Source organism: Streptomyces sp. NPDC024017 (assembly GCF_040638895.1).
Lineage (GTDB): Bacteria > Actinomycetota > Actinomycetes > Streptomycetales > Streptomycetaceae > Streptomyces.
In genome coordinates, this window is sequence record NZ_JBEZYZ010000014.1 from 1 (window position 1) to 24722 (window position 24722).

A 24722-nucleotide genomic window follows, 5' to 3' on the forward strand; every position below is an offset into this window, starting at 1 on the left:
CAGTCGAAGGCCCAGTCGGATGTCTCGGACGCGCAGGACGCCCTGGCTGCCGCCAAGAAGATGGCCGCGGATGCGCGCAAGATGCGTGACGAGGCCGCCCGGGAGGCGAAGTCGAAGATCGACGAGGCCTCCGACGCCGGCATTCAGAACCGGTCGTGGTGGGAGGAGGTCGGCGACTGGTTCGTCGACAACTGGGACACCATCGTGATGGTGTGCAAGGTTGTCGTCGCGGTGGTCGGGATCGTCGCGATGATCATCGGGGGGCCGATCCTGGGCGCGATCGTGCTGATCGCGGCTCTCGTGGTGCTGGCCGACACGCTCTACAAGTACTCCAAGGGCCAAGCCTCCCTTTGGGACGTGGCCTTCGCCGCCTTGGACTGCATACCCGGCTTCAAGGGCCTGACCACTCTCGGCGGCCTCGCCAAGGGACTCAAGGGCGGCGTCGCCGCAATGCGAGGTGGCCTGAAGGGCATGGGACTGGCCCTGCGCGGGCTCGGCAAGAGTGCGCGCGGCACGCTGGACAACGCCCTGGCAGGCGGCAAGGACGCTTTTGGACGCCTCAAGGCGCGTATACGCGGCTGTGGCGACCCGATCGACATGGCCACCGGTCGGATGTTCCTCTCCCAGGCCGACGTGTTGCTGCCCGGGACCCTGCCGTTGACCTTCACGCGGCGCAGCGAGTCGGGGTACGGGATCGGCTGGTGGTTCGGCCCGTCCTGGTCGTCCACCGTCGACCAGCATTTGGAGATTGACGAGCGCGGCGTCCTCTTCGTCGCCGAGGACGGCCGGCTGTTCTCGTACCCGCACCCCATCGGCCCGGGCAGTCCGGTCCATCCCGAGGTGGGACCCGACTGGCCGCTCAACCGGCTGGAGGACGGCGGCTACCGTGTCGAAGACCCGGCGACGGGTATCGAGCGCTGGTTCGGTGCACCAGTCTGTGGCGTCGCCTCAGTGGTGCGGATCGCCGACCGCCACGGCAACGCCGTCGACTTCGACTACACACCGGACGGTGCGCCCGCGGCGTTGAGGCACACAGGCGGCTACCACGTGCGGATCACCACCGAGGATCATCGAGTGACCGCACTGCACTTGGCAGGTGCCGCCGACGATGGCTCGGACGTCGAGATCATGCGGTACGGCTACACGGACGGCAGCCTCACAGAGATCATCAATTCCTCGGGCCTGCCTCTGCGACTGAGTTACGACGAACGACTGCGCCTCACCTCGTGGACGGACACCAACGGCAGCACCTATCGCTACACATACGACGCGCGTGACCGCTGTGTCGCACAGAGCGGTGAGGCCGGGCACATGGCCGCCACGCTGGAGTACGACGGAACCGACGAGGCCTGGCCGGGCAGGCGCATCACAAGCCTGACCAACTCGGAAGGCGAGGTGACACGCTTTGTCGTCAATGACCGGTACCTGATCGAGGCCGAGATCGATGCGTGTGGGGGAGTGACCCGCTCCGAGTACGACCAGGACCAGCGGTTGGTGGCCGTGACCGACGCTCTCGGACACGCCACCCGTTTCACACGCGATCAGGTAGGCCGGGTCGTCGCGGTGGTCCGTGCCGACGGTCGGACGACCCATTACTCGCACACGGAGACGGGACAACTCGCCACGGTCGTTGTCTCGGACGACGCGACACTGACCCGGGCGTACGACAGCAGGGGCAACTGCATCGCCCTGAGGGATCCGCTCGGAGCCACGACGCACTACGCGTACGACCGTGCGGGCGGGCTCGTCGCCGTCACCGATGCGCTGGGGTCCACCACGTACCTTCGCAACAACCCGGCGGGCCAGACCACAGAGATCACGGACCCGCTCGGCCATCGGGTGAAGCGTGAGTACGACGCTTTCGGCCGCATCGCGTCCGTGACAGACGCCTTGGGTCACGTCACCCGCTGTACGTGGACGACGGAAGGAAAGATCGCCCACGTCGTCGGTCCCGATGGAACGGAACAGCGCTGGGAGTACGACGGAGAGGGCAACTGCGTACGCCATGTTGACGCAAACGGTGGCGTCACGGGCTACGAGTACACCCACTTCGACCTGCTGAGTGCCCGTACGGACCCGGACGGGGCGCGATACGAATTCTCGTACTCGCCCTCCCTGAAGCTGACCCGTGTCACCAACCCGCAGGGGCTGACTTGGGAGTACGCGTACGACGCCGCAGGGCGGCTGGTCGGCGAAAAGGACTTCGACGACCGCAGGGTGACTTATACGCGGGACGCCGCCGGGCGGCTCGTCGCCCGTACCAACCCGCTCGGAGAAACGGTCCGTTACACGCTCGACGAGGTCGGCCGCACCCTCGCCAAGGACGCGGCGGGCACGGTCGCGTCATACGAGTACGACGGGACGGGCCTGCTGCGCCGCGTGGTCAGCCCGGACTGCGACCTTTCCTGGCAGCGGGACCGTGCCGGACGGGTGGTCGCCGAGACCGTGAACGGTCGCACGCTCCATACGCGCTACGACGCCCGGGGACGCCGCACGGGGCGCACCACTCCGGGGGGCGCGGTGGCTGATTACGTGTACGACGTAGCGGGCCGGATGGTCACACTCACGACCTCCGGCCACAGTCTCACCTTCGCTCATGACGCGTCGGGACACGAGGTCTCACGTCTTGTGGACGGCTCGCCCACGCTGGAACAAAGCTGGGACCCGGCAGGTCGGCTCGCCGGGCAGAGCCTTTCCATTGCCGGTGAGACGGTGCAGCGGCACGCTTACACGTTCCGGCCGGACGGCCACCTCGTAGGGATCGAGGACTCGCACACCGGACCGACCGCGCTGCGGCTCGACCCCGTGGGCCGGGTCACCGAGGTGCGCGCCGAGCAGTGGACCGAGTCCTACGCCTACGACCCGGCCGGGAACCAGACCGACGCGAGGTGGCCCGCCCAGCACGGGGGCGAGGAGGCGCAGGGTCCGCGGACGGTCCGGGGAACCCGGCTCATGCGCGCGGGCTCTGTGCGGTACGAGCACGACGGCGCCGGCCGTGTGATCGTGCGACGCAGGAGCCGGCTGTCGCGCAGACCGGAGGTGTGGACCTACACCTGGGATGCCGAGGACCGTCTGACGTCCGTCACCACGCCCGACGGGACGGTCTGGCGGTACCGCTACGACCCCTTCGGGCGCCGTTTGTCCAAGGAGAGGATGGCACCCGACGGCCTGACGGCGACCGAGGTCACCTACTTCGTCTGGGACGGTCCGGTCCTCACCGAGCAGACCACGGTCGCCACAGGTCTGCCCCACCCGGTCACTCTCACCTGGGACCACGACGGTCTACGTCCGCTGGCGCAGACCGAGCGCATCACCGACGCCACGAGCCAGCGGGAGATCGACGCCCGCTTCTTCGCCATCATCACCGACCTCGTCGGGACTCCCACGGAACTGGTGGACGAGTCCGGGGCCGTGGCCTGGCGGTCCCGCCGGACCTTGTGGGGAGTGACCGCGTGGTCGGCGGGGAGCACCGCCCATACCCCACTCCGGTTTCCCGGTCAGTACCACGACCCGGAAACCGGGCTGCACTACAACCATCATCGCTACTACGACCCCGAGACGGCCCGGTACGCCTCCCCGGACCCCCTGGGGCTCACCCTGGCCCTCAACCCCGCCACCTATGTGTCGAACCCCTGGACATGGCTGGATCCGATGGGTCTGGGGCCGTGCAACGGGGTGTACGCGCACAACGGTCAGGTCCACTACCTGCCGCTCGACGCGGAGGGACGTGCGACCGGCGTCGACGCGGTGCTCACGAGGGACATCCTGAACTCCGGTACGGCGGCGAACCCCAATATCCATCCGTCCGGCTGGAGCGGTCACGGCCGGAACTACAACGAAGGCCGCGGCCATCTGCTGGCCGACCGGCTCGGTGGCTCGGGCGACCTCGAGGAGAACCTGGTGACGCTGACCCAGGACCCAACGAACACCCCCATCATGCGGGACGAGATCGAGCAGCTGGTCTACGACGCCGTGGACAGGGGGGAGACGGTGACCTACCAGGTACGGGCGCACTACCCTCAGCCGGGCGACGTCGCGCCGCATCAGCTCACCATCCGGGCGCGGGGTGACGGAGGATTCGCACTGGATCGTGTTCTGGAAAATCCGGCCGGCATGTTCGGCTTCGGAGAGACGGAGGTGTTGTGACCGCACGCGACGAACTCCTGCGCATCGTGCCGCCGCCCGGCGGCGTCGAGATCCAGGTCGACTGGGCCGGAATCGAGGAGGCCCTGGGCGTAGCACTGCCGGACGACTACAAGTGGCTCGTCGAGCGGTACGGGCCGGGATCCTTCGATGACTTCCTGCACATCTTCCAGCCGGAATCCCCCTTCGCCATGACCCGTCTCCTGGAGTCCTCGGAGCGGGCCGCGGAGATCCTGGACCAGGCGCGGGAGAGGGGCGGGAACATCCCGTACGAGACCGACGAGCTGTTGGCCGTGGGGGCGACGGACAATGGCGACACGATCTACTGGGTGACCCGTCCGGAGGATGAGCCGAATTCCTGGACGATCACGGCCAACGGTGCGCGCAACATGAAGTGGCCGCACTTCGAAGGCGGGATCGTCGCCTTCCTGGCTGCGGTGATGTCCGGTGCACATCACGTGGATGTCTTTCCGCAGGTCTTCCCCCGAGAGCCCGTGTTCTCTCCCTACCCTGCTCCGGATCCGCGCCGCCGCTGATCACCTGAGAGTGGCCCTGCCACGTAGATTCCGTGTCCGCAGGTGGTGCACTTGACCTCGGCGTAACCGGTGGGACTGTCGCGACGCCCCATCTCCCGGACGGCGAGATCGCGCGCACCGCAGTTGGGGCAGGCTGCGTCCGTGATCTGCACCTCTTCGCGCAGTATCTTCCTGCCCAGCGTGGACCATGCGTCCCTGTGCGGTACGACCATGAGTACTCCAACCCCGGTTTGACCTACGTCACCCCCGGGGTATTCTCCTCGGCTCGATTGGCGTCGCCCCTGCCCCATATGGCAGACTGTCCGAGTTGCTCGGTCGAGTGTTGATGCTGCGCGCCTCCCGCCGGGAGGACCGGAAGCGAGTCCCACAGTACTCGTCGCCCTAACTGCCACCACGGCAGCGCTGGGGCGGACGTACGGGAATCTTTCGGGAAGCGTCAGTGCGGCACCGGCCAGGCACCCGGTGGCCTTCTAGGTCCCGGCCTGCGGTTCCGGAAGGGCCGTGCGCAATCCCTGCAGGGGTGTTCGAACAAGGGACATCTGTGTCAGCGGAAGAGCGACACGCCCGACCGCGTGGGTCGGACAGAAGGGCTGGAACGCCGGGTTCCAGAGCGTTACGAGAGACAGGACTACTAGTAGCCATGGCGGGACAGAAGATCCGCATCCGGCTCAAGGCCTACGACCACGAGGTCATCGACAGCTCGGCGAAGAAGATCGTCGAGACGGTGACGCGTACTGGTGCGTCGGTCGCAGGCCCGGTGCCGCTGCCCACTGAGAAGAACGTGTACTGCGTCATCAAGTCGCCGCACAAGTACAAGGACTCGCGCGAGCACTTCGAGATGCGCACGCACAAGCGCCTGATCGACATCCTCGACCCGACCCCCAAGACCGTTGACTCTCTGATGCGACTCGACCTCCCGGCCGGTGTCGACATCGAGATCAAGCTCTGAGGCCGGTGATCTGAACGATGGCTAAGCAGATCAAGGGCATCCTGGGCGAGAAGCTCGGCATGACGCAGGTGTGGGACGCGAACAACCGTGTTGTTCCGGTCACCGTCGTCAAGGCCGGCCCCAACGTCGTCACCCAGGTCCGCACGAACGACGTCGACGGCTACGAGTCCGTCCAGATCGCGTTCGGCGAGATCGACCCGCGCAAGGTGAACAAGCCCCTCAAGGGCCACTTCGCCAAGGCCGACGTCACTCCCCGCCGCCACCTCGTCGAGATCCGTACCGCTGACGCCAGCGAGTACACCCTCGGCCAGGAGATCACCGCTGAGGTGTTCGAGGCCGGCATCAAGGTCGACGTGACCGGCAAGAGCAAGGGCAAGGGCTTCGCCGGTGTCATGAAGCGTCACAACTTCAAGGGCCTCGGCGCCGGACACGGCACCCAGCGCAAGCACCGCTCCCCCGGTTCCATCGGTGGCTGTGCCACCCCCGGCCGCGTGTTCAAGGGCCTCCGCATGGCGGGTCGCATGGGCAACGAGCGTGTCACCACCCAGAACCTGACCGTCCACGCCGTTGACGCGGAGAAGGGTCTGCTGCTCATCAAGGGCGCGGTTCCCGGTCCGAACGGCGGCCTCGTCCTGGTCCGCACCGCGGCCAAGGGGGCCTGAGGTAACCGATGAGCACTGTTGACATCCTTTCGCCTGCAGGCGAGAAGACCGGTAGCGTCGAGCTCCCCGCGGAGATCTTCGGCGTGGAGAAGATCAGCATTCCGCTGATCCACCAGGTCGTCGTCGCGCAGAACGCCGCTGCCCGCCAGGGCACGCACAAGACCAAGCGTCGCGGTGAAGTCCGTGGTGGCGGTAAGAAGCCGTACCGCCAGAAGGGCACCGGCCGCGCCCGTCAGGGTTCGACCCGCGCGCCGCAGTTCGCCGGTGGTGGCGTCGTGCACGGTCCCGTGCCGCGTGACTACTCGCAGCGGACGCCCAAGAAGATGAAGGCTGCCGCGCTGCGTCACGCCCTCACCGACCGGGCCCGCCACAACCGCATCCACGTCGTCTCCGGCGTCGTCGAGGGTGAGAACCCGTCGACGAAGGCCGCCAAGACGCTGTTCGGCAAGATCTCGGAGCGCAAGAACCTGCTCCTGGTCGTCGACCGCGCCGACGAGGCCGCGTGGCTGTCCGCCCGCAACCTGCCCCAGATCCACATCCTGGAGCCGGGCCAGCTGAACACGTACGACGTTCTCGTCTCGGACGACGTGGTCTTCACCCAGGCCGCCTTCGAGTCCTTCGTGTCCGGCCCGAAGGCCAATGACACCGAAGGGAGCGAGGTCTGATGGCTATCCGTCACCCCGCTATCGCCTCCAAGGCGGCGAAGAAGGCCAAGGCCGCGCGCGTCGCCAAGGCGCGCCGCCACGCCGCCGAGGGCAAGAACACCGTCGAGACCCCGCTGAGCAAGTCCTTCACGGACCCCCGTGACGTGCTGCTCAAGCCGGTCGTCTCCGAGAAGAGCTACGCGCTCCTCGACGAGGGCAAGTACACGTTCATCGTCGCCCCGGACGCCAACAAGACCCAGATCAAGCAGGCCGTGCAGTCGGTCTTCTCGGTCAAGGTCACCGGGGTCAACACGATCAACCGCCAGGGCAAGCGCAAGCGGACCCGCACCGGCTTCGGCCAGCGCGCGTCCACCAAGCGCGCGATCGTGACCCTCGCTGAGGGCGACCGTATCGACATCTTCGGCGGTCCGACCGCCTGAGGGCGGTCCGGATCGTCCGATATCGGACGAGGACTGAGAAATGGGAATCCGCAAGTACAAGCCGACTACGCCGGGCCGTCGTGGCTCGAGCGTCGCCGACTTCGTCGAGGTCACGCGGTCCACGCCGGAGAAGTCGTTGGTCCGCCCCCTGCACAGCAAGGGTGGCCGTAACAACTCCGGTCGTGTGACCGTCCGCCACCAGGGTGGTGGCCACAAGCGCGCCTACCGCGTGATCGACTTCCGTCGTCACGACAAGGACGGCGTGCCGGCGAAGGTCGCGCACATCGAGTACGACCCCAACCGCACCGCGCGCATCGCGCTGCTGCACTACGCCGACGGCGAGAAGCGCTACATCCTCGCCCCGCGCAACCTGCAGCAGGGTGACCGCGTCGAGAACGGTCCCGGGGCCGACATCAAGCCGGGCAACAACCTTGCCCTGCGCAACATCCCGGTCGGTACCACGCTGCACGCCATCGAGCTGCGTCCGGGCGGCGGCGCGAAGTTCGCCCGCTCCGCCGGCGCCTCGGTGCAGCTGCTCGCGAAGGAGGGCTCGATGGCCCACCTCCGCATGCCGTCCGGTGAGATCCGCCTGGTCGACGTGCGCTGCCGCGCCACCGTCGGCGAGGTCGGCAACGCCGAGCAGAGCAACATCAACTGGGGTAAGGCGGGCCGTAAGCGCTGGCTGGGCGTTCGCCCGACCGTGCGTGGTGTGGTCATGAACCCGGTGGACCACCCGCACGGTGGTGGCGAAGGCCGTACCTCGGGTGGTCGCCACCCGGTGTCCCCTTGGGGCAAGAAGGAAGGCCGTACTCGTTCGCCCAAGAAGGCGTCGAACAAGTACATCGTCCGCCGCCGCAAGACGAACAAGAAGCGCTAAGGACGGGTTGAGATGCCTCGTAGCTTGAAGAAGGGACCCTTCGTCGACGACCACCTGATCAAGAAGGTGGACGCGCAGAACGAAGCCGGTACCAAGAACGTCATCAAGACCTGGTCCCGTCGCTCGATGATCGTGCCGGCCATGCTCGGCCACACGCTCGCGGTGCACAACGGCAAGACCCACATTCCGGTGTTCGTCACCGAGTCGATGGTCGGCCACAAGCTCGGCGAGTTCTCGCCGACGCGCACCTTCCGGGGTCACGTCAAGGACGACCGGAAGTCGAAGCGCCGCTAAGCGCGGGGTGGAATGACCATGACAGACACTGGAAGGACAACCATGGAAGCCAGGGCCCAGGCGCGGTACATCCGCGTCACGCCCATGAAGGCCCGCCGTGTGGTGGACCTCATCCGTGGCCTCAACGCCACGGAGGCTCAGGCGGTCCTGCGTTTCGCCCCGCAGGCCGCGAGCGTGCCGGTCGGCAAGGTGCTGGACAGCGCCATCGCCAACGCCGCGCACAACTACGACCACACCGATGTCGACAGCCTCTTCATTTCCGAGGCCTACGTCGACGAGGGCCCGACCCTGAAGCGGTTCCGGCCGCGCGCCCAGGGCCGCGCCTACCGGATCCGCAAGCGGACCAGCCACATCACCGTGGTCGTCAGCAGCAAGGAAGGAACCCGGTAATGGGCCAGAAGGTAAACCCGCACGGGTTCCGGCTCGGCGTTACGACCGACTTCAAGTCGCGCTGGTACGCCGACAAGCTGTACAAGGACTACGTCAAGGAAGACGTCGCCATCCGTCGGATGATGACGTCCGGCATGGAGCGCGCCGGCATCTCCAAGGTCGAGATCGAGCGCACCCGTGACCGCGTGCGTGTGGACATCCACACCGCTCGTCCGGGCATCGTCATCGGCCGCCGTGGCGCCGAGGCCGACCGCATCCGCGGTGACCTCGAGAAGCTCACGGGCAAGCAGGTCCAGCTGAACATCCTCGAGGTCAAGAACCCCGAGACCGACGCTCAGCTGGTTGCCCAGGCCGTCGCCGAGCAGCTCTCCTCCCGCGTCTCCTTCCGCCGCGCCATGCGTAAGAGCATGCAGTCGGCGATGAAGGCCGGCGCCAAGGGCATCAAGATCCAGTGCGGTGGCCGCCTCGGTGGCGCCGAGATGTCCCGCTCGGAGTTCTACCGCGAGGGCCGTGTGCCCCTGCACACGCTCCGCGCGAACGTGGACTACGGCTTCTTCGAGGCCAAGACGACCTTCGGCCGCATCGGCGTGAAGGTCTGGATCTACAAGGGCGACGTCAAGAACATCGCCGAGGTCCGCGCCGAGAACGCTGCGGCCCGTGCGGGTAACCGCCCGGCCCGTGGTGGCGCCGACCGCCCGGCCCGTGGTGGCCGCGGTGGCGAGCGTGGCGGGCGCGGTCGTAAGCCGCAGCAGGCTGCCGGCGCCGAGGCCCCCAAGGCTGAGGCTCCCGCCGCCGCTCCGGCTGAGAGCACCGGAACGGAGGCCTGACCGTCATGCTGATCCCCCGTAGGGTCAAGCACCGCAAGCAGCACCACCCCAAGCGCAACGGCATGTCCAAGGGTGGCACGCAGGTTGCGTTCGGCGAGTACGGCATCCAGGCGCTGACCCCGGCCTACGTGACGAACCGCCAGATCGAGGCGGCTCGTATCGCGATGACCCGCCACATCAAGCGTGGCGGCAAGGTCTGGATCAACATCTACCCGGACCGCCCCCTCACCAAGAAGCCCGCCGAGACCCGCATGGGTTCCGGTAAGGGTTCTCCGGAGTGGTGGATCGCCAACGTCAAGCCCGGACGTGTGATGTTCGAGCTGTCGTACCCCAACGAGAAGATCGCGCGCGAGGCCCTGACCCGTGCGGCTCACAAGCTGCCGATGAAGTGCAAGATCGTCAAGCGCGAGGCAGGTGAAGCGTGATGTCGGCCGGTACCAAGGCGTCTGAGCTGCGCGAGCTGGGCAACGAGGAGCTTCTCGCGAAGCTTCGCGAGGCCAAGGAAGAGCTGTTCAACCTCCGCTTCCAGGCGGCGACGGGTCAGCTCGAGAACCACGGTCGGCTCAAGGCCGTCCGCAAGGACATCGCGCGGATCTACACCCTGATGCGTGAGCGCGAGCTGGGCATCGAGACGGTGGAGAGCGCCTGATGAGCGAGAGCAACGTGACTGAAGAGACCAAGACGGACCGCGGTTTCCGCAAGACCCGCGAGGGCCTGGTCGTCAGCGACAAGATGGACAAGACCGTCGTCGTCGCCGTCGAGGACCGCGTCAAGCACGCGCTGTACGGCAAGGTCATCCGCCGTACGAGCAAGCTCAAGGCCCACGACGAGCAGAACGCCGCGGGTGTCGGCGACCGTGTCCTCCTCATGGAGACCCGGCCGCTGTCCGCGACGAAGCGCTGGCGCGTCGTCGAGATCCTCGAGAAGGCCAAGTAATCCCTCCTAGGGGGACCCCCTAGGCATCGTTCCGCCAGGCTCGGGGAGAAGCGTGAGTCATTCACGCTTCTCCCCGGGAACCGGCAGACAATCAGGAGATAGACGTGATCCAGCAGGAGTCGCGACTGCGTGTCGCCGACAACACTGGTGCGAAGGAGATCCTTTGCATCCGTGTGCTCGGTGGCTCCGGTCGCCGCTACGCGGGTGTCGGTGACGTCATCGTCGCCACCGTCAAGGACGCGATCCCCGGTGGCAACGTGAAGAAGGGTGACGTCGTCAAGGCGGTCATCGTTCGCACCGTCAAGGAGCGCCGCCGTCCGGACGGCTCGTACATCCGCTTCGACGAGAACGCCGCTGTCATTCTCAAGAACGACGGCGACCCTCGTGGCACCCGTATCTTCGGCCCGGTCGGCCGTGAGCTGCGCGAGAAGAAGTTCATGAAGATCATCTCCCTCGCGCCGGAGGTGCTGTGAGCATGAAGATCAAGAAGGGCGACCTGGTTCAGGTCATCACCGGTAAGGACAAGGGCAAGCAGGGCAAGGTCATCGCCGCTTACCCGCGCGACGAGCGTGTCCTGGTCGAGGGTGTCAACCGGGTCAAGAAGCACACCAAGGCCGGTCCGACGGCTCGCGGTTCGCAGGCCGGCGGCATCGTCACCACCGAGGCGCCGATCCACGTCTCCAACGTCCAGCTGGTCGTGGAGAAGGACGGCAACAAGGTCGTGACCCGCGTCGGTTACCGCTTCGACGACGAAGGCAACAAGATCCGCGTTGCCAAGCGGACGGGTGAGGACATCTGATGACGACCACCACCAGCCCGCGTCTGAAGCAGAAGTACCGTGAGGAGATCACGGGCAAGCTGCGTGACGAGTTCAAGTACGAGAACGTCATGCAGATCCCCGGTCTCGTCAAGATCGTGGTCAACATGGGTGTGGGCGACGCCGCCCGCGACTCCAAGCTGATCGAGGGTGCCATCAAGGACCTCACCACGATCACCGGTCAGAAGCCGGCCGTCACCAAGGCCCGCAAGTCCATCGCGCAGTTCAAGCTGCGTGAGGGCCAGCCGATCGGTGCCCACGTCACGCTCCGTGGCGACCGCATGTGGGAGTTCCTGGACCGCACCCTGTCGCTCGCGCTGCCGCGCATCCGCGACTTCCGTGGCCTGTCCCCCAAGCAGTTCGACGGCCGTGGCAACTACACCTTCGGTCTCACGGAGCAGGTCATGTTCCACGAGATCGACCAGGACAAGATCGACCGCACCCGGGGTATGGACATCACCGTGGTGACCACGGCGACCAACGACGCTGAGGGCCGCGCGCTCCTTCGTCACCTCGGCTTCCCCTTCAAGGAGGCGTGAGCGAGATGGCGAAGAAGGCTCTGATCGCTAAGGCTGCTCGCAAGCCCAAGTTCGGTGTGCGTGGCTACACCCGCTGCCAGCGCTGCGGCCGCCCGCACTCCGTGTACCGCAAGTTCGGCCTCTGCCGCGTGTGCCTTCGTGAGATGGCTCACCGTGGCGAGCTGCCGGGCGTGACCAAGAGCTCCTGGTAATCCCCCTAATAAGGGATTCGCAGGGCTCTCGGTAAGCATCTGGGGCGGCAGGACGTCCAGCTCACATGCCTTAGGCTTGTGGGGTTGGGCGTCTGCCGCCGCCCTTACGACTTACTACGCCGTAGGTCCACCGCGCCGCACCCGTCCCGTCTCGGATCGGGGAGAGGGATGGCGCACCAGGAAACCCCGGTGAGAGAGGCCGAAGGCCAATTCATGACCATGACTGATCCGATCGCAGACATGCTGACCCGTCTGCGGAACGCGAACTCGGCATACCACGACTCCGTGACGATGCCGGCATCGAAGATCAAGTCGCACATCGCGGAGATCCTCCAGCAGGAGGGCTTCATCACGGGCTGGAAGGTCGAGGACGCCGAAGTCGGCAAGAACCTCGTCCTGGAGCTGAAGTTCGGCCCCAACCGTGAGCGCTCCATCGCGGGCATCAAGCGGATCTCCAAGCCCGGTCTCCGGGTGTACGCGAAGTCCACCAACCTGCCGAAGGTTCTGGGCGGCCTGGGCGTGGCCATCATCTCCACGTCGCACGGGCTCCTGACCGACAAGCAGGCGCAGAAGAAGGGCGTGGGTGGGGAAGTCCTCGCCTACGTCTGGTAATTCGGGAACGGAGGAGAGACAGCAATGTCGCGTATCGGCAAGCTCCCCATCCCGGTTCCCGCCGGCGTGGACGTCACCATCGACGGCCGTACGGTCGCGGTCAAGGGCCCCAAGGGCGAACTGACCCACACCGTCATCGCGCCGATCGACATCGCGAAGGCCGAGGACGGCACCCTTCAGGTGCTGCGGCCGAACGACGAGCGGCAGAGCAAGGCCCTGCACGGCCTGTCCCGCACGCTGGTGGCGAACATGATCACCGGTGTGACCCAGGGATACGTCAAGAAGCTCGAAATCAGCGGTGTCGGTTACCGTGTCGTGGCCAAGGGCTCCAACCTGGAGTTCTCCCTGGGCTACAGCCACCCGATCCTGGTCGAGGCCCCCGCGGGCATCACCTTCAAGGTGGAGTCCCCGACCCGTTTCTCGGTCGAGGGCATCGACAAGCAGAAGGTCGGCGAGGTTGCGGCCAACATCCGCAAGCTGCGCAAGCCCGACCCGTACAAGGCCAAGGGCGTCAAGTACGAGGGCGAAGTCATCCGCCGCAAGGTCGGAAAGGCGGGTAAGTAAGCCATGGCATACGGACAGAAGATCCTTAAGGGCGACGCCTACAAGCGCGCCGCGATCAAGCGCCGCCACATCCGGATCCGTAAGCACATCAACGGTACGGCGGAGCGTCCGCGTCTGGTCGTTACCCGCTCGAACCGCCACATCGTGGCCCAGGTGATCGACGACATCAAGGGTCACACCCTTGCGTCGGCGTCCACCCTGGACACCTCGATCCGCGGTGGCGAGGGCGACAAGTCCGCGCAGGCCAAGCAGGTCGGCGCCCTGGTCGCCGAGCGCGCCAAGGCCGCCGGTGTCGAGGCCGTCGTGTTCGACCGTGGTGGTAACCAGTACGCGGGGCGCATCGCCGCCCTGGCGGACGCCGCCCGCGAGGCCGGACTCAAGTTCTGAGTCGGTTCCGTAGCTAGCGGAAACAGAGAGAGGTAATTCCAATGGCTGGACCCCAGCGCCGCGGTGGCGGTGCCGGTGGCGGCGAGCGGCGGGACCGGAAGGGCCGTGACGGCGGCGCTGCTGCCGCCGAGAAGACCGCGTACGTTGAGCGCGTAGTCGCGATCAACCGCGTCGCCAAGGTTGTGAAGGGTGGTCGTCGCTTCAGCTTCACCGCGCTGGTCGTGGTGGGCGACGGTGACGGCACCGTGGGTGTCGGATACGGCAAGGCCAAGGAGGTGCCGGCCGCCATCGCCAAGGGCGTTGAGGAGGCCAAGAAGCACTTCTTCAAGGTCCCCCGCATCCAGGGCACCATCCCGCACCCGATCACGGGTGAGAAGGCTGCCGGCGTCGTTCTCCTCAAGCCGGCTTCGCCGGGTACCGGTGTTATCGCCGGTGGTCCCGTGCGTGCCGTCCTGGAGTGCGCCGGTATCCACGACGTGCTGTCGAAGTCGCTCGGCTCGTCGAACGCGATCAACATCGTGCACGCGACCGTGGAGGCCCTGAAGGGCCTGCAGCGTCCCGAGGAGATCGCGGCTCGCCGTGGTCTGCCCCTCGAGGACGTCGCTCCCGCGGCTCTGCTGCGTGCGCGTGCCGGGGCTGGTGCTGCGTAATGGCTCAGCTCAAGATCACGCAGACGAAGTCGTACATCGGCAGCAAGCAGAACCACCGTGACACCCTGCGTTCCCTTGGTCTCAAGGGCATCAACACGCAGGTCGTCAAGGAGGACCGCCCCGAGTTCCGCGGCATGGTGCACACCGTCCGCCACCTCGTGACGGTCGAGGAGGTCGACTGATCATGGCGGAGCAGAACCCGCTCAAGATCCACAACCTCCGTCCCGCCCCGGGCGCCAAGACCGCGAAGACCCGTGTCGGTCGTGGTGAGGCGTCGAAGGGTAAGACGGCCGGTCGTGGTACCAAGGGCACGAAGGCCCGTTACCAGGTTCCGGAGCGCTTCGAGGGTGGCCAGATGCCCCTCCACATGCGTCTCCCGAAGCTGAAGGGCTTCAAGAACCCGTTCAAGACCGAGTTCCAGGTCGTGAACCTCGACAAGCTGGCCGCGCTCTACCCCGAGGGTGGCGAGGTCACCGTCGAGGGTCTGGTGGCCAAGGGTGCCGTTCGCAAGAACAGCCTCGTCAAGGTCCTCGGCCAGGGCGAGATCTCCGTGGCGCTGCAGGTGACGGTCGACGCCGTCTCCGGCTCCGCCAAGGAGAAGATCACCGCCGCCGGCGGTACTGTCACCGAGCTCGTCTGAACACCACAGGCGTCTCGATGACCTGAGCGATCCCGACCGGGGATACCCCACAAATGGGGTATCCCCGGTTGGTCGTTCCTAGGGCGGCAGTCTCGCCGGTAAGGTGGCTTGCACTGCCCTCTTTTCACAGGGTGCTTCACTTCGGGCACTCTGAGCGGCAGTTGACCGTTACCTATTCGTCGAACCTCAAGACCGTCACCCTTGACGCAGTTGCGCGGGGGTCGCAGGAGGCACCGTGCTCACCGCGTTCGCCCGGGCGTTCAAGACGCCCGACCTGCGCAAGAAGCTGCTCTTCACGCTCGCCATCATCGTGGTCTACCGGATCGGTACGCACGTTCCGATTCCAGGTGTCGACTACCGGAACGTTCAGACGTGTATCGACAACGCCCAGGCCAACCAGGGTCTCTTCGGTCTGGTCAACATGTTCAGCGGTGGCGCGCTGCTGCAGATCACGATCTTCGCGCTGGGCATCATGCCGTACATCACGGCGAGCATCATTCTGCAGCTGCTGACCGTGGTGATCCCGCGCCTGGAAGCCCTGAAGAAGGAGGGCCAGGCCGGTACGGCGAAGATCACGCAGTACACCCGTTACCTGACGATCGCCCTCGCCATTCTCCAGGGCACCGGCCTCGTCGCCACCGCCCGCAGCGGCGCGCTGTTCACGGGCTGCCCGGTGGCCAGCCAGATCGTCCCCGACCAGTCGATCTTCGTCACCATCACCATGGTCATCACGATGACCGCCGGTACGGCGGCCGTGATGTGGCTCGGTGAGCTCATCACCGACCGCGGCATCGGCAACGGCATGTCGATCCTGATGTTCATCTCGATCGCCGCCACCTTCCCGTCCGCGCTGTGGGCCATCAAGCAGGAGGGCTCCCTGGCCGGCGGCTGGATCGAGTTCGGCACGGTCATCGTGGTCGGCTTCGTCATGGTCGGCCTGGTGGTCTTCGTCGAGCAGGCCCAGCGCCGTATCCCGGTGCAGTACGCCAAGCGCATGATCGGCCGCCGTTCCTACGGCGGTACGTCCACCTACATCCCGCTCAAGGTGAACCAGGCGGGTGTGATCCCCGTCATCTTCGCCTCGTCGCTGCTCTACATCCCGGCGCTGATCGCTCAGTTCGCCGGAGGCACCTCGGGCTGGAAGACCTGGATCGAGCAACACTTCGTCAAGGGCGACCACCCGTATTACATCGCCACGTACTTCCTGCTGATCGTTTTCTTCGCGTTCTTCTACGTGGCGATCTCGTTCAACCCCGAGGAAGTCGCCGACAACATGAAGAAGTATGGTGGCTTCATCCCGGGCATCCGGGCTGGCCGACCGACCGCTGAGTACCTGAGCTACGTACTCAACCGGATCACCTGGCCGGGTTCGCTGTACTTGGGACTGATCGCTCTCGTGCCGACGATGGCGTTGGCTGGTTTCGGGGCAAACCAGAACTTCCCGTTCGGCGGGACCAGCATCCTGATCATCGTGGGTGTCGGTCTCGAGACCGTGAAGCAGATCGAGAGCCAGCTCCAGCAGCGCAATTACGAAGGGTTCCTCCGCTGATGCGTATCGTCCTCGTCGGGCCGCCGGGTGCCGGTAAGGGAACGCAGGCCGCGTTCCTGGCCAAGAACCTGTCGATCCCGCACATCTCCACGGGCGACCTGTTCCGGGCCAACATCAGCAGGCAGACGGAACTCGGCAAACTGGCGAAGTCCTACATGGACGCGGGCAATCTCGTGCCCGACGAGGTCACCATCGCGATGGCGAAGGACCGCATGGAGCAGCCGGACGCCGAGAACGGTTTCCTGCTGGACGGCTTCCCTCGCAATGTCTCGCAGGCCGAGGCGCTCGACGAGCTCCTCGAGACCGAGAGCATGCAGCTCGACGCGGTGCTGGACCTCGAGGTCCCCGAGGACGAGGTCGTCAAGCGGATCGCCGGCCGGCGCATCTGCCGCAACGACTCCTCGCACGTCTTCCACGTGACGTACAAGCAGCCGGCCAAGGAAGGCGTCTGCGACGTCTGCGGCGGCGAGCTGTACCAGCGCGACGACGACTCCGAGGAGACGGTGCGCACGCGCCTGGAGGTCTACCACACCCAGACCGAGCCGATCATCGACTACTACAAGGCCCAGGGCCTCGTGGTCACGATCTCGGCGCTCGGCAAGGTGGAGGACGTCACGACCCGCGCCATGGAGGCGCTGAAGCGTGGCGAGGACGACAAGTAGTCGTCCGTACGCAGCTACGGCCGCGGTTCCCCTCGGGGAGCCGCGGCTGCTGTGTGGGCGGGGTCCGGCACGCGGCCCCGTATCGTTGAAGGCGTTCGCAGTCGCCGAAGGTCCAGAAAGGCCGTAGCTCCCATGGTGCAGATCAAGAGCCCCGAGCAGATCGCCAAGATGCGTGAGGCGGGGCTGGTCGTCGCGGCCATTCACGCGGCGACCCGTGAGGCAGCCGTACCCGGGGCCACGACGAAGGATCTGGACCAGGTCGCCCGCAAGGTGCTCGCCGAGCACAACGCCAAGCCGAACTTCCTCGGCTACGGCGGCTTCCCGGCGACGATCTGCACGTCCGTGAACGAGGTCGTCGTCCACGGCATCCCGTCCGACGACGTCGTCCTCAAGGACGGGGACGTCATCTCCATCGACTGCGGCGCGATCATCGACGGCTGGCACGGCGACGCCGCCTTCACGGCCTTCGTGGGCTCCGGTCACGCTCCGGAGCTCGTCGAGCTCTCCCGGGTGACCGAGGAGTCGATGTGGGCCGGCATCGCCGCCATGAAGCAGGGCAACCGCCTGGTCGAGGTCTCCCGGGCCATCGAGACGTACATCCGCCGCCAGCCCAAGCCCGGCGGCGGCAAGTACGGGATCATCGAGGACTACGGCGGCCACGGCATCGGCACCGAGATGCACATGGACCCGCACCTGCTGAACTACGTCGACCGGCGGCGCGGCAAGGGCCCGAAGCTGGTGCCCGGCTTCTGCCTCGCGATCGAGCCGATGGTCTCCCTGGGGACGCCGAAGACGGAGGTCCTCGAGGACGACTGGACCGTCATCACGACGGACGGCACCTGGTCGTCCCACTGGGAGCACTCGGTCGCGCTGACGGAGCAGGGGCCGCTGGTGCTGACGTCTCCCGACGGGGGCAAGGCGAAGCTCGCCGAGCTGGGGATCGTGGCCGCGCCGGATCCGCTGGGCTGAGTGCCGCGCCCTCCGGGGTGAACGGTCGAGTCGTCCGGCGGCCGCGGGTTCGTCGTGGTTGTTCGCGCAGTTCCCCGCGCCCCTTTCGGGGCGCTTAAAGACCTTCGTGCTGGGGCAGACTTCCCCGATTCGTGTTTCGGAGGGCCCTGTCGTAGACTGACTCGTCGGCTCTTGTGTACCCGCATGTCTGCATGCGGTTCGCACAGAGTCGATCAAGGTAGTCGATTCGAAGGGCGAAGCGTGGCCAAGAAGCAAGGTGCCATCGAGATCGAGGGCACTGTCGTCGAGTCTCTTCCGAACGCCATGTTCAAGGTCGAGCTCCAGAACGGCCACCAGGTCCTGGCACACATCAGCGGCAAGATGCGCATGCACTACATCCGCATCCTCCCTGACGACCGGGTCGTGGTGGAGCTGTCTCCGTACGACCTGACGCGTGGCCGGATCGTCTACCGCTACAAGTAGATCTTGCCTGTGCCTCGCCGCCGCGTGCGTCGGGGCTGCCGGCACTGACCCGGAGAACCTCAACATGAAGGTCAAGCCGAGCGTCAAGAAGATCTGCGACAAGTGCAGGGTGATCCGCCGTCACGGCCGGGTCATGGTCATCTGCGACAACCCGCGCCACAAGCAGCGCCAGGGCTGACGCACGACCGATCCCTCTGCATCGCAGAGATTCGCGCGACGCAAGCTGAATATGTTCATACGCAGGACCCAGGCGGACGCGTTTCGCCTGACACCCCCGGTTCGGAGGCTGGGGACCCAGTTCGTACCTGGTACGGCGGCTGGGAGTCGGTTCTGCGGAAGACCTCCGACAAGTAACTGGAGCCATTGAATGGCACGCGTTTCCGGTGTTGACATCCCGCGCGAAAAGCGCGTGGAGATCGCCCTCACCTACGTGTTCGGCATCGGCCGGACTCTCTCCCAGCAGACGCTGGCCGCCACCGGCGTGGACCCGAACACCCGTGTTCGGGACCTCTCCGAGGAGCAGCTGGTCGCGATCCGCGAGTACGTCGACAACAACATCAAGACCGAGGGTGACCTCCGTCGCGAGATCCAGGCCGACATCCGCCGCAAGGTCGAGATCGGTACCTACCAGGGTCTGCGTCACCGTCGTGGTCTGCCCGTCCGCGGTCAGCGCACCAGCACCAACGCTCGTACCCGCAAGGGTCCGCGTCGCGCCATCGCCGGCAAGAAGAAGCCGGGCAAGAAGTAGTCCACAGCGGACGCCTGTCCACGGTCTTCGCTGTAGGACCGACCACCTCCCGTAGGAGTTATAGATGCCCCCCAAGGGTCGTCAGGGCGCTGCCAAGAAGGTGCGCCGCAAGGAAAAGAAGAACGTCGCTCACGGCCACGCGCACATCAAGAGCACGTTCAACAACACGATCGTCTCGATCACGGACCCGTCCGGCAACGTGATCTCCTGGGCCTCCGCCGGCCACGTCGGCTTCAAGGGCTCCCGGAAGTCCACGCCGTTCGCCGCGCAGATGGCCGCCGAGTCGGCTGCCCGCCGCGCCCAGGAGCACGGCATGCGCAAGGTCGACGTGTTCGTGAAGGGCCCGGGTTCCGGTCGTGAGACCGCGATCCGCTCCCTGCAGGCCACGGGCCTCGAGGTCGGCTCCATCCAGGACGTCACCCCGACCCCGCACAACGGCTGCCGTCCGCCGAAGCGCCGTCGCGTCTGACCCTTCGGGGCGGGTGTACGGCCGCTTGTCGGTCTGAGGTTTTCGGGCGGTATGGCTCTTCGGGGCCATATCGCCCGTACCCTTGTAACTGCAACACATATCGGGCTGCCGCCCGGCGGCAAGGGCATCAAATAGCGGGTGCCCCTGACTGAAGGACTCACCACATGCTGATCGCTCAGCGTCCCTCGTTGACCGAAGAGGTCGTCGACGAATTCCGCTCCCGGTTCGTGATCGAGCCGCTGGAGCCGGGCTTCGGTTACACCCTCGGTAACTCCCTGCGCCGGACCCTCCTCTCCTCGATCCCGGGTGCGGCGGTCACGTCCATCCGCATCGACGGCGTGCTGCACGAGTTCACCACCGTGCCGGGCGTCAAGGAGGACGTCACCGACCTGATCCTCAACATCAAGCAGCTGGTCGTCTCCTCGGAGCACGACGAGCCGGTCGTGATGTACCTGCGCAAGCAGGGTCCGGGTCTGGTCACCGCCGCCGACATCGCGCCCCCGGCCGGTGTCGAGGTGCACAACCCCGACCTGGTCCTCGCCACGCTCAACGGCAAGGGCAAGCTCGAGATGGAGCTCACGGTCGAGCGTGGCCGCGGTTACGTCTCCGCCGTGCAGAACAAGCAGGTCGGCCAGGAGATCGGCCGCATCCCGGTCGACTCGATCTACTCGCCGGTGCTCAAGGTCACGTACAAGGTCGAGGCCACGCGTGTCGAGCAGCGGACCGACTTCGACAAGCTGATCGTCGACGTCGAGACCAAGCAGGCCATGCGCCCGCGTGACGCCATGGCGTCCGCCGGTAAGACCCTGGTCGAGCTGTTCGGTCTGGCCCGCGAGCTCAACATCGACGCCGAGGGCATCGACATGGGCCCGTCGCCCACGGACGCCGCCCTGGCCGCCGATCTGGCGCTGCCGATCGAGGAGCTGGAGCTCACGGTCCGCTCCTACAACTGCCTCAAGCGCGAGGGCATCCACTCCGTGGGTGAGCTCGTCGCCCGTTCCGAGGCCGACCTGCTCGACATTCGCAACTTCGGTGCGAAGTCGATCGACGAGGTCAAGGCGAAGCTGGCCGGCATGGGCCTCGCGCTCAAGGACAGCCCGCCCGGATTCGACCCGACCGCTGCGGCCGACGCCTTCGGCGCGGACGACGACGCGGACGCCGGTTTCGTGGAGACCGAGCAGTACTAAGAGCTCGGGCCTTGCGGTCCGTACTCGGGTGCGGGTGCGCTGTGCTTGATCGCGCAGTTCCCCGCGCCCCTTCCAGGCCCCCTGCGGGGGGCCTGGATCTCCGACGGGCAAACCCGCTCGCTCGGATACTGACCCCGGTACCTGATACGGCCGGGGCAGACACCTAGGAGAAGTTCCATGCCGAAGCCCACCAAGGGTGCCCGTATGGGCGGCAGCGCCGCGCACGAGAAGCTCCTCCTCGCGAACCTCGCGAAGGCGCTCTTCGAGCACGGCCGCATCACCACCACCGAGGCGAAGGCGCGCAAGCTGCGTCCGTACGCCGAGCGTCTGGTCACCAAGGCGAAGAAGGGCGACCTTCACAACCGCCGTCAGGTGCTCCAGGTCATCACGGACAAGAGCATCGTGCACACGCTCTTCACCGAGATCGGCCCGCGCTACGAGAACCGTCCGGGTGGCTACACCCGTATCACCAAGATCGGTAACCGCCGTGGCGACAACGCGCCCATGGCTGTCATCGAGCTGGTCGAGGCGCTGACGGTGGCGCAGGAGGCGACGGGCGAGGCCGAGGCCGCGACCAAGCGCGCCGCCAAGGACAACGAGGCTGCCGAGGCTCAGGTCGACACGACCAAGGCCGAGGACGCCGAGGAGTCCAAGGACGCGTAAGCGTTCTGCCGGGGGCTGTTCGCCTGCGGCTGCGACTCCGTCGTGGTTGTCCGCGCAGTTCCCGCGCCCCTTTAGGGCGTTGGCGGGTCCGTTCCTTTTCGGGAGCGGGCCCGCTTTTGTGTTCTGAGAGGATCTGTACGTGAGTGAAGAAGTGGCACCCGGCCGCGTTCGTGTCCGGCTCGATCTGTCCTACGACGGGAGCGAGTTCTCCGGGTGGGCCAAGCAGGCCGGGGGGCGGCGGACCGTGCAGGGCGAGATCGAGGACGCTCTGCGGACCGTGACGCGGTCGCGGGAGACGTACGAGCTGACCGTCGCGGGGCGTACCGATGCCGGCGTGCACGCGCGGGGGCAGGTCGCTCATGTCGATCTGCCGCGTGAGGTGTGGGCAGAGCACCACCAGAAGCTGCTGAAGCGCCTCGCAGGCCGGCTGCCCCGGGAGGTACGGGTCTGGGCCCTCAGGGAGGCGCCCAGTGGCTTCAACGCCCGCTTCTCGGCGGTCTGGAGGCGGTACGCCTACCGGGTCACCGACAACCCCGGGGGCGTCGACCCGCTGCTGCGCAGCCATGTGCTGTGGCACGACTGGCCCCTCGACGTGGTGGCCATGAACGAGGCTGCCCGGGGGCTGCTGGGCGAGCACGACTTCGCCGCCTACTGCAAGAAGCGGGAGGGGGCGACCACCATCCGCACGCTCCAGGAGCTCAGCCTGGTGCGGGGCGACGACGGGATCATCACCGCGACCGTGCGGGCCGACGCCTTCTGCCACAACATGGTGCGCTCGCTCATCGGGGCGCTGCTGTTCGTCGGGGACGGACACCGGCCCGCCGACTGGCCGGGCAAGGTGCTGGCGGCCGGTGTGCGGGACTCGGCCGTGCACGTCGTACGGCCGCACGGGCTGACGCTGGAGGAGGTCGGCTACCCGGCCGACGAACTGCTCGCAGCGCGCAGCAAGGAGGCGCGCAACAAGCGGTCGCTGCCGTCGGCCGGCTGCTGCTGACGTCCGGTCACTCGTCGGCCGCGGCCGAGGCCTGGGCTTCGCCGCGGCGGCGGATCTGGTTGAACGTGAACTGGGCCAGGTCGTCCCCGGTCTTGTAGACCGCGGTGTCCTTGGGCGTCACGTCCTTGCCGTTGGTGAAGCCGGCGTTGGTGAAGTAGGCGTAGCGGCCGTAGGAGTTGCTGGTCGTACGGCAGAAGCCGGACTCGCAGAAGGGCTTCACGCCGCCGCCGGAGAGCGACTTGATGAAGCTCTTCTTGGTGCTCTGGCCCTTGGCCTTGGCAGCCTGCGCCTCGGTGTCGAAGACGGCCACCCCGACCGTCACCGCCATCTGGTCCTTGACGTAGGTCACGCGTATCAGGCGGGTGCAGTCGTTCCCGGTGAGGATCTTGGGCAGGGTGCCGCCGGCCGCCGAGGCGCAGCTCCTGGTGTCCGCCGTCGGGCCCTTCTTGTAGACCGTCTCGCCCATGGTGAGCTGGGTGCCCGGGAAGAGGGTGGCCGGGCTGAGCGGGGCCTTGTCCTTCTTCGCGCTGGCGATGAAGTCCTTCGGGTCCAGCGGGGGAGGGGCGCTGGTGGGGGCGAACGACGGGGCCGAGGCGGTCTGGCTCGGGATGTCGGCCGACGGCAGGGAGGTCGGGTTCCCCTTGCTGTCGCCGCCCGCCGAGACGACGGCCACCGCGACGGCCGTGCCGATCGCGACCGTGGCCAGCGCGCCACCGCCGATCAGCAGCACCCGGCGTCGTTTGTTGCGGGCCTCGGAGGCTTCAGCGAGCGCTGCCCAGTCCGGCGACTGGCCGCCCCCGCTGCTCCAGGGCTGCTGCGACTGCGGTTTCCAGGGATCCCACTGGGACTGAGGTCCCCCCTGCCCAAAGCTCATGGGGCGCATCTTAGACGGGACAAGGGGTGTGCTGGTCCGCCTGGATCGGCTCTCCAACCCCTAGCGTTCCTCCCATGCGCACGGGCAAAGGCGACATCTCCGGGTGGTTGGGGCGACTGCTGCCGGCCGTGGTGCTGCTGGTGTGTCTGCTGTCGTGGCCGGCCCTCGCGGCCGGGGTGTGGACGTCGGTCGTGGTGGGGGCGCTGGGTGCGTGCCGCCGGCCGCGCGGTGGCGGATCCGTGGTGCGGTGGTGCGCGGCGGTCGTCGTCGATGTGGCGCTTTCGTCGGTGTTTCCGTACGTACGGCCGCTGCGACGGCGTACGCTGCGGAGAGCCGTCACGTTCTGTGCCGCCCTGTGCGTTTCCGTGACCGAGCGGCTGCGGTGATACCGCGTTTTGACCCTTGTGGTGTACCCCGGTATTCTGCTTGTTCGTTGTGTATTGGCTTGCTCATTCTCACGGGACGGGCCCTTACACCGGTCCACCGGGCCGATGACCAGCGACCCCACGTACGCGGTATGCGTCGCCGCAGTGCGGTCCAGGCTGTCGTGATCGTTTCGGTGACCAGTTATGGACCATTCACTCGAAGCGAAGGCTACGAACCGTGCGTACGTACAGCCCCAAGCCCGGCGATGTGACGCGCCAGTGGCACGTCATCGACGCTCAGGACGTTGTCCTGGGCCGTCTCGCCACCACTGCCGCGACGCTCCTCCGGGGCAAGCACAAGCCGATCTACGCGCCGCACGTCGACGCTGGTGACTTCGTCATCATCATCAACGCGGACAAGGTGCACCTGTCCGGCAACAAGCGGACCCAGAAGATGGCGTACCGCCACTCCGGCTACCCGGGTGGTCTGCGCTCGGTCCGCTACGACGAGCTGCTCGACAAGAACCCCGAGAAGGCCATCGAGAAGGCCGTCAAGGGCATGCTCCCCAAGAACACGCTGGGCCGTCAGATGCTCTCGAAGCTGAAGGTCTACAAGGGTGACCAGCACCCGCACGGCGCGCAGCAGCCGCAGCCGTACGAGATCACCCAGGTCGCGCAGTAA

At 66.7% G+C, this 24722-nt stretch carries 36 protein-coding genes; 35 read left to right on the plus strand and 1 reads right to left on the minus strand.

The window, feature by feature from the left end; all coding sequences use genetic code 11:
• From AB0G20_RS32230 to truA, 33 genes are all read left to right on the plus strand, one after another.
• Positions 1–4146 (plus strand): RHS repeat-associated core domain-containing protein (locus AB0G20_RS32230; protein WP_361308539.1); only part of this gene is annotated, 4146 nt, incomplete at its 5' end.
• Positions 4143–4679 carry an SMI1/KNR4 family protein gene (locus AB0G20_RS32235; protein WP_361308541.1) on the plus strand — a complete coding sequence of 179 codons (537 nt, stop codon included), beginning with the start codon at positions 4143–4145 and terminating at the stop codon, positions 4677–4679. The genes AB0G20_RS32230 and AB0G20_RS32235, both read left to right, overlap by 4 nt.
• 640 nt (positions 4680–5319) lie before the next feature.
• Positions 5320–5628 carry a 30S ribosomal protein S10 gene (gene rpsJ, locus AB0G20_RS32240; RefSeq protein ID WP_003948644.1) on the plus strand — a complete coding sequence of 103 codons (309 nt, stop codon included), beginning with the start codon at positions 5320–5322 and terminating at the stop codon, positions 5626–5628.
• Positions 5629–5645: 17 nt separating this feature from the next.
• The gene (gene rplC, locus AB0G20_RS32245; RefSeq protein WP_033308969.1) at positions 5646–6290 is read left to right on the plus strand and encodes a 50S ribosomal protein L3; all 645 of its coding nucleotides are present in this window, start codon (positions 5646–5648) and stop codon (positions 6288–6290) included.
• A gap of 8 nt (positions 6291–6298) precedes the next feature.
• A complete protein-coding gene (gene rplD / locus AB0G20_RS32250) occupies positions 6299–6955 on the plus strand; it encodes a 50S ribosomal protein L4 (RefSeq protein ID WP_361308544.1) in 657 nt (218 codons plus the stop codon).
• On the plus strand, positions 6955–7374 hold the full coding sequence (gene rplW / locus AB0G20_RS32255) for a 50S ribosomal protein L23 (protein WP_361308546.1): 420 nt from the start codon (positions 6955–6957) through the stop codon (positions 7372–7374). The genes rplD and rplW overlap by 1 nt, the downstream gene beginning before the upstream one ends.
• A 40-nt stretch (positions 7375–7414) precedes the next feature.
• Positions 7415–8251 (plus strand): 50S ribosomal protein L2, encoded by an 837-nt coding sequence (gene rplB, locus AB0G20_RS32260; protein WP_145867745.1) that lies wholly within the window; start codon positions 7415–7417, stop codon positions 8249–8251.
• A 12-nt stretch (positions 8252–8263) separates the two neighbouring features.
• Complete coding sequence (rpsS, locus tag AB0G20_RS32265) at positions 8264–8545, plus strand: 30S ribosomal protein S19 (protein ID WP_003992359.1); 282 nt, start codon at positions 8264–8266, stop codon at positions 8543–8545.
• A 42-nt stretch (positions 8546–8587) separates the two neighbouring features.
• Positions 8588–8935 carry a 50S ribosomal protein L22 gene (gene rplV, locus AB0G20_RS32270; RefSeq protein WP_248506981.1) on the plus strand — a complete coding sequence of 116 codons (348 nt, stop codon included), beginning with the start codon at positions 8588–8590 and terminating at the stop codon, positions 8933–8935.
• On the plus strand, positions 8935–9762 hold the full coding sequence (gene rpsC, locus AB0G20_RS32275) for a 30S ribosomal protein S3 (RefSeq protein ID WP_030839666.1): 828 nt from the start codon (positions 8935–8937) through the stop codon (positions 9760–9762). The genes rplV and rpsC overlap by 1 nt, the downstream gene beginning before the upstream one ends.
• A gap of 5 nt (positions 9763–9767) precedes the next feature.
• Entirely contained in the window at positions 9768–10187 is a 420-nt protein-coding gene (gene rplP / locus AB0G20_RS32280; protein ID WP_003992362.1) for a 50S ribosomal protein L16, read from the plus strand.
• Positions 10187–10411, plus strand: coding sequence for a 50S ribosomal protein L29 (gene rpmC / locus AB0G20_RS32285; protein ID WP_003974259.1), 225 nt, complete (start codon positions 10187–10189; stop codon positions 10409–10411). Before rplP ends, rpmC begins: the two co-directional genes overlap by 1 nt.
• Positions 10411–10698, plus strand: a complete 288-nt coding sequence (gene rpsQ, locus AB0G20_RS32290; protein ID WP_030839660.1) for a 30S ribosomal protein S17 — start codon at positions 10411–10413, stop codon at positions 10696–10698. Before rpmC ends, rpsQ begins: the two co-directional genes overlap by 1 nt.
• Positions 10699–10802: 104 nt before the next feature.
• Positions 10803–11171, plus strand: a complete 369-nt coding sequence (gene rplN, locus AB0G20_RS32295; RefSeq protein WP_041985720.1) for a 50S ribosomal protein L14 — start codon at positions 10803–10805, stop codon at positions 11169–11171.
• Between the two features lie 2 nt (positions 11172–11173).
• Complete coding sequence (gene rplX / locus AB0G20_RS32300) at positions 11174–11497, plus strand: 50S ribosomal protein L24 (RefSeq protein ID WP_053674523.1); 324 nt, start codon at positions 11174–11176, stop codon at positions 11495–11497.
• Positions 11497–12054 (plus strand): 50S ribosomal protein L5, encoded by a 558-nt coding sequence (rplE, locus tag AB0G20_RS32305; RefSeq protein WP_003992366.1) that lies wholly within the window; start codon positions 11497–11499, stop codon positions 12052–12054. Before rplX ends, rplE begins: the two co-directional genes overlap by 1 nt.
• Positions 12055–12059: 5 nt before the next feature.
• Positions 12060–12245, plus strand: a complete 186-nt coding sequence (locus AB0G20_RS32310; RefSeq protein WP_003948630.1) for a type Z 30S ribosomal protein S14 — start codon at positions 12060–12062, stop codon at positions 12243–12245.
• A gap of 213 nt (positions 12246–12458) precedes the next feature.
• Positions 12459–12857, plus strand: coding sequence for a 30S ribosomal protein S8 (gene rpsH / locus AB0G20_RS32315; RefSeq protein ID WP_030839654.1), 399 nt, complete (start codon positions 12459–12461; stop codon positions 12855–12857).
• Positions 12858–12881: 24 nt separating this feature from the next.
• Positions 12882–13421: a 50S ribosomal protein L6 gene (rplF, locus tag AB0G20_RS32320; protein ID WP_033308964.1), complete on the plus strand. Its 540-nt coding sequence runs from the start codon at positions 12882–12884 to the stop codon at positions 13419–13421.
• Between the two features lie 3 nt (positions 13422–13424).
• On the plus strand, positions 13425–13808 hold the full coding sequence (rplR, locus tag AB0G20_RS32325; RefSeq protein ID WP_007494754.1) for a 50S ribosomal protein L18: 384 nt from the start codon (positions 13425–13427) through the stop codon (positions 13806–13808).
• Between the two features lie 41 nt (positions 13809–13849).
• The gene (gene rpsE / locus AB0G20_RS32330; RefSeq protein WP_030671799.1) at positions 13850–14458 is read left to right on the plus strand and encodes a 30S ribosomal protein S5; all 609 of its coding nucleotides are present in this window, start codon (positions 13850–13852) and stop codon (positions 14456–14458) included.
• Complete coding sequence (gene rpmD / locus AB0G20_RS32335) at positions 14458–14640, plus strand: 50S ribosomal protein L30 (RefSeq protein ID WP_005481207.1); 183 nt, start codon at positions 14458–14460, stop codon at positions 14638–14640. Before rpsE ends, rpmD begins: the two co-directional genes overlap by 1 nt.
• A 2-nt stretch (positions 14641–14642) precedes the next feature.
• Positions 14643–15098, plus strand: a complete 456-nt coding sequence (gene rplO / locus AB0G20_RS32340) for a 50S ribosomal protein L15 (RefSeq protein ID WP_023547373.1) — start codon at positions 14643–14645, stop codon at positions 15096–15098.
• Between the two features lie 235 nt (positions 15099–15333).
• Complete coding sequence (gene secY / locus AB0G20_RS32345; protein WP_361308552.1) at positions 15334–16647, plus strand: preprotein translocase subunit SecY; 1314 nt, start codon at positions 15334–15336, stop codon at positions 16645–16647.
• The gene (locus tag AB0G20_RS32350) at positions 16647–17309 is read left to right on the plus strand and encodes an adenylate kinase (RefSeq protein WP_184909145.1); all 663 of its coding nucleotides are present in this window, start codon (positions 16647–16649) and stop codon (positions 17307–17309) included. Before secY ends, AB0G20_RS32350 begins: the two co-directional genes overlap by 1 nt.
• Before the next feature lie 132 nt (positions 17310–17441).
• A complete protein-coding gene (gene map, locus AB0G20_RS32355) occupies positions 17442–18278 on the plus strand; it encodes a type I methionyl aminopeptidase (protein WP_361308554.1) in 837 nt (278 codons plus the stop codon).
• Between the two features lie 240 nt (positions 18279–18518).
• Positions 18519–18740, plus strand: a complete 222-nt coding sequence (gene infA, locus AB0G20_RS32360; RefSeq protein ID WP_003948620.1) for a translation initiation factor IF-1 — start codon at positions 18519–18521, stop codon at positions 18738–18740.
• A 64-nt stretch (positions 18741–18804) separates the two neighbouring features.
• Positions 18805–18918, plus strand: coding sequence for a 50S ribosomal protein L36 (gene rpmJ / locus AB0G20_RS32365; RefSeq protein WP_003974245.1), 114 nt, complete (start codon positions 18805–18807; stop codon positions 18916–18918).
• A gap of 189 nt (positions 18919–19107) precedes the next feature.
• Positions 19108–19488 carry a 30S ribosomal protein S13 gene (rpsM, locus tag AB0G20_RS32370; protein WP_004984507.1) on the plus strand — a complete coding sequence of 127 codons (381 nt, stop codon included), beginning with the start codon at positions 19108–19110 and terminating at the stop codon, positions 19486–19488.
• 64 nt (positions 19489–19552) lie between these two features.
• Positions 19553–19957, plus strand: a complete 405-nt coding sequence (gene rpsK, locus AB0G20_RS32375) for a 30S ribosomal protein S11 (protein WP_003956432.1) — start codon at positions 19553–19555, stop codon at positions 19955–19957.
• A gap of 164 nt (positions 19958–20121) precedes the next feature.
• Positions 20122–21144, plus strand: a complete 1023-nt coding sequence (locus AB0G20_RS32380) for a DNA-directed RNA polymerase subunit alpha (RefSeq protein WP_003966937.1) — start codon at positions 20122–20124, stop codon at positions 21142–21144.
• A 177-nt stretch (positions 21145–21321) separates the two neighbouring features.
• The gene (gene rplQ / locus AB0G20_RS32385) at positions 21322–21807 is read left to right on the plus strand and encodes a 50S ribosomal protein L17 (protein ID WP_031105230.1); all 486 of its coding nucleotides are present in this window, start codon (positions 21322–21324) and stop codon (positions 21805–21807) included.
• 139 nt (positions 21808–21946) lie between these two features.
• A complete protein-coding gene (gene truA, locus AB0G20_RS32390; protein WP_361308557.1) occupies positions 21947–22801 on the plus strand; it encodes a tRNA pseudouridine(38-40) synthase TruA in 855 nt (284 codons plus the stop codon).
• Positions 22802–22808: 7 nt separating this feature from the next.
• On the opposite strand, the gene AB0G20_RS32395 is transcribed toward truA, so the two are convergent.
• Positions 22809–23675: a hypothetical protein gene (locus AB0G20_RS32395; RefSeq protein ID WP_361308559.1), complete on the minus strand. Its 867-nt coding sequence runs from the start codon at positions 23673–23675 to the stop codon at positions 22809–22811.
• A gap of 74 nt (positions 23676–23749) precedes the next feature.
• Between AB0G20_RS32395 and AB0G20_RS32400 the strand changes: the two genes are divergently transcribed.
• Together AB0G20_RS32400 and rplM are read left to right on the plus strand one after the other, a co-directional pair.
• Positions 23750–24061: a hypothetical protein gene (locus tag AB0G20_RS32400; protein WP_361308561.1), complete on the plus strand. Its 312-nt coding sequence runs from the start codon at positions 23750–23752 to the stop codon at positions 24059–24061.
• Between the two features lie 217 nt (positions 24062–24278).
• Positions 24279–24722 carry a 50S ribosomal protein L13 gene (gene rplM, locus AB0G20_RS32405; RefSeq protein WP_010036634.1) on the plus strand — a complete coding sequence of 148 codons (444 nt, stop codon included), beginning with the start codon at positions 24279–24281 and terminating at the stop codon, positions 24720–24722.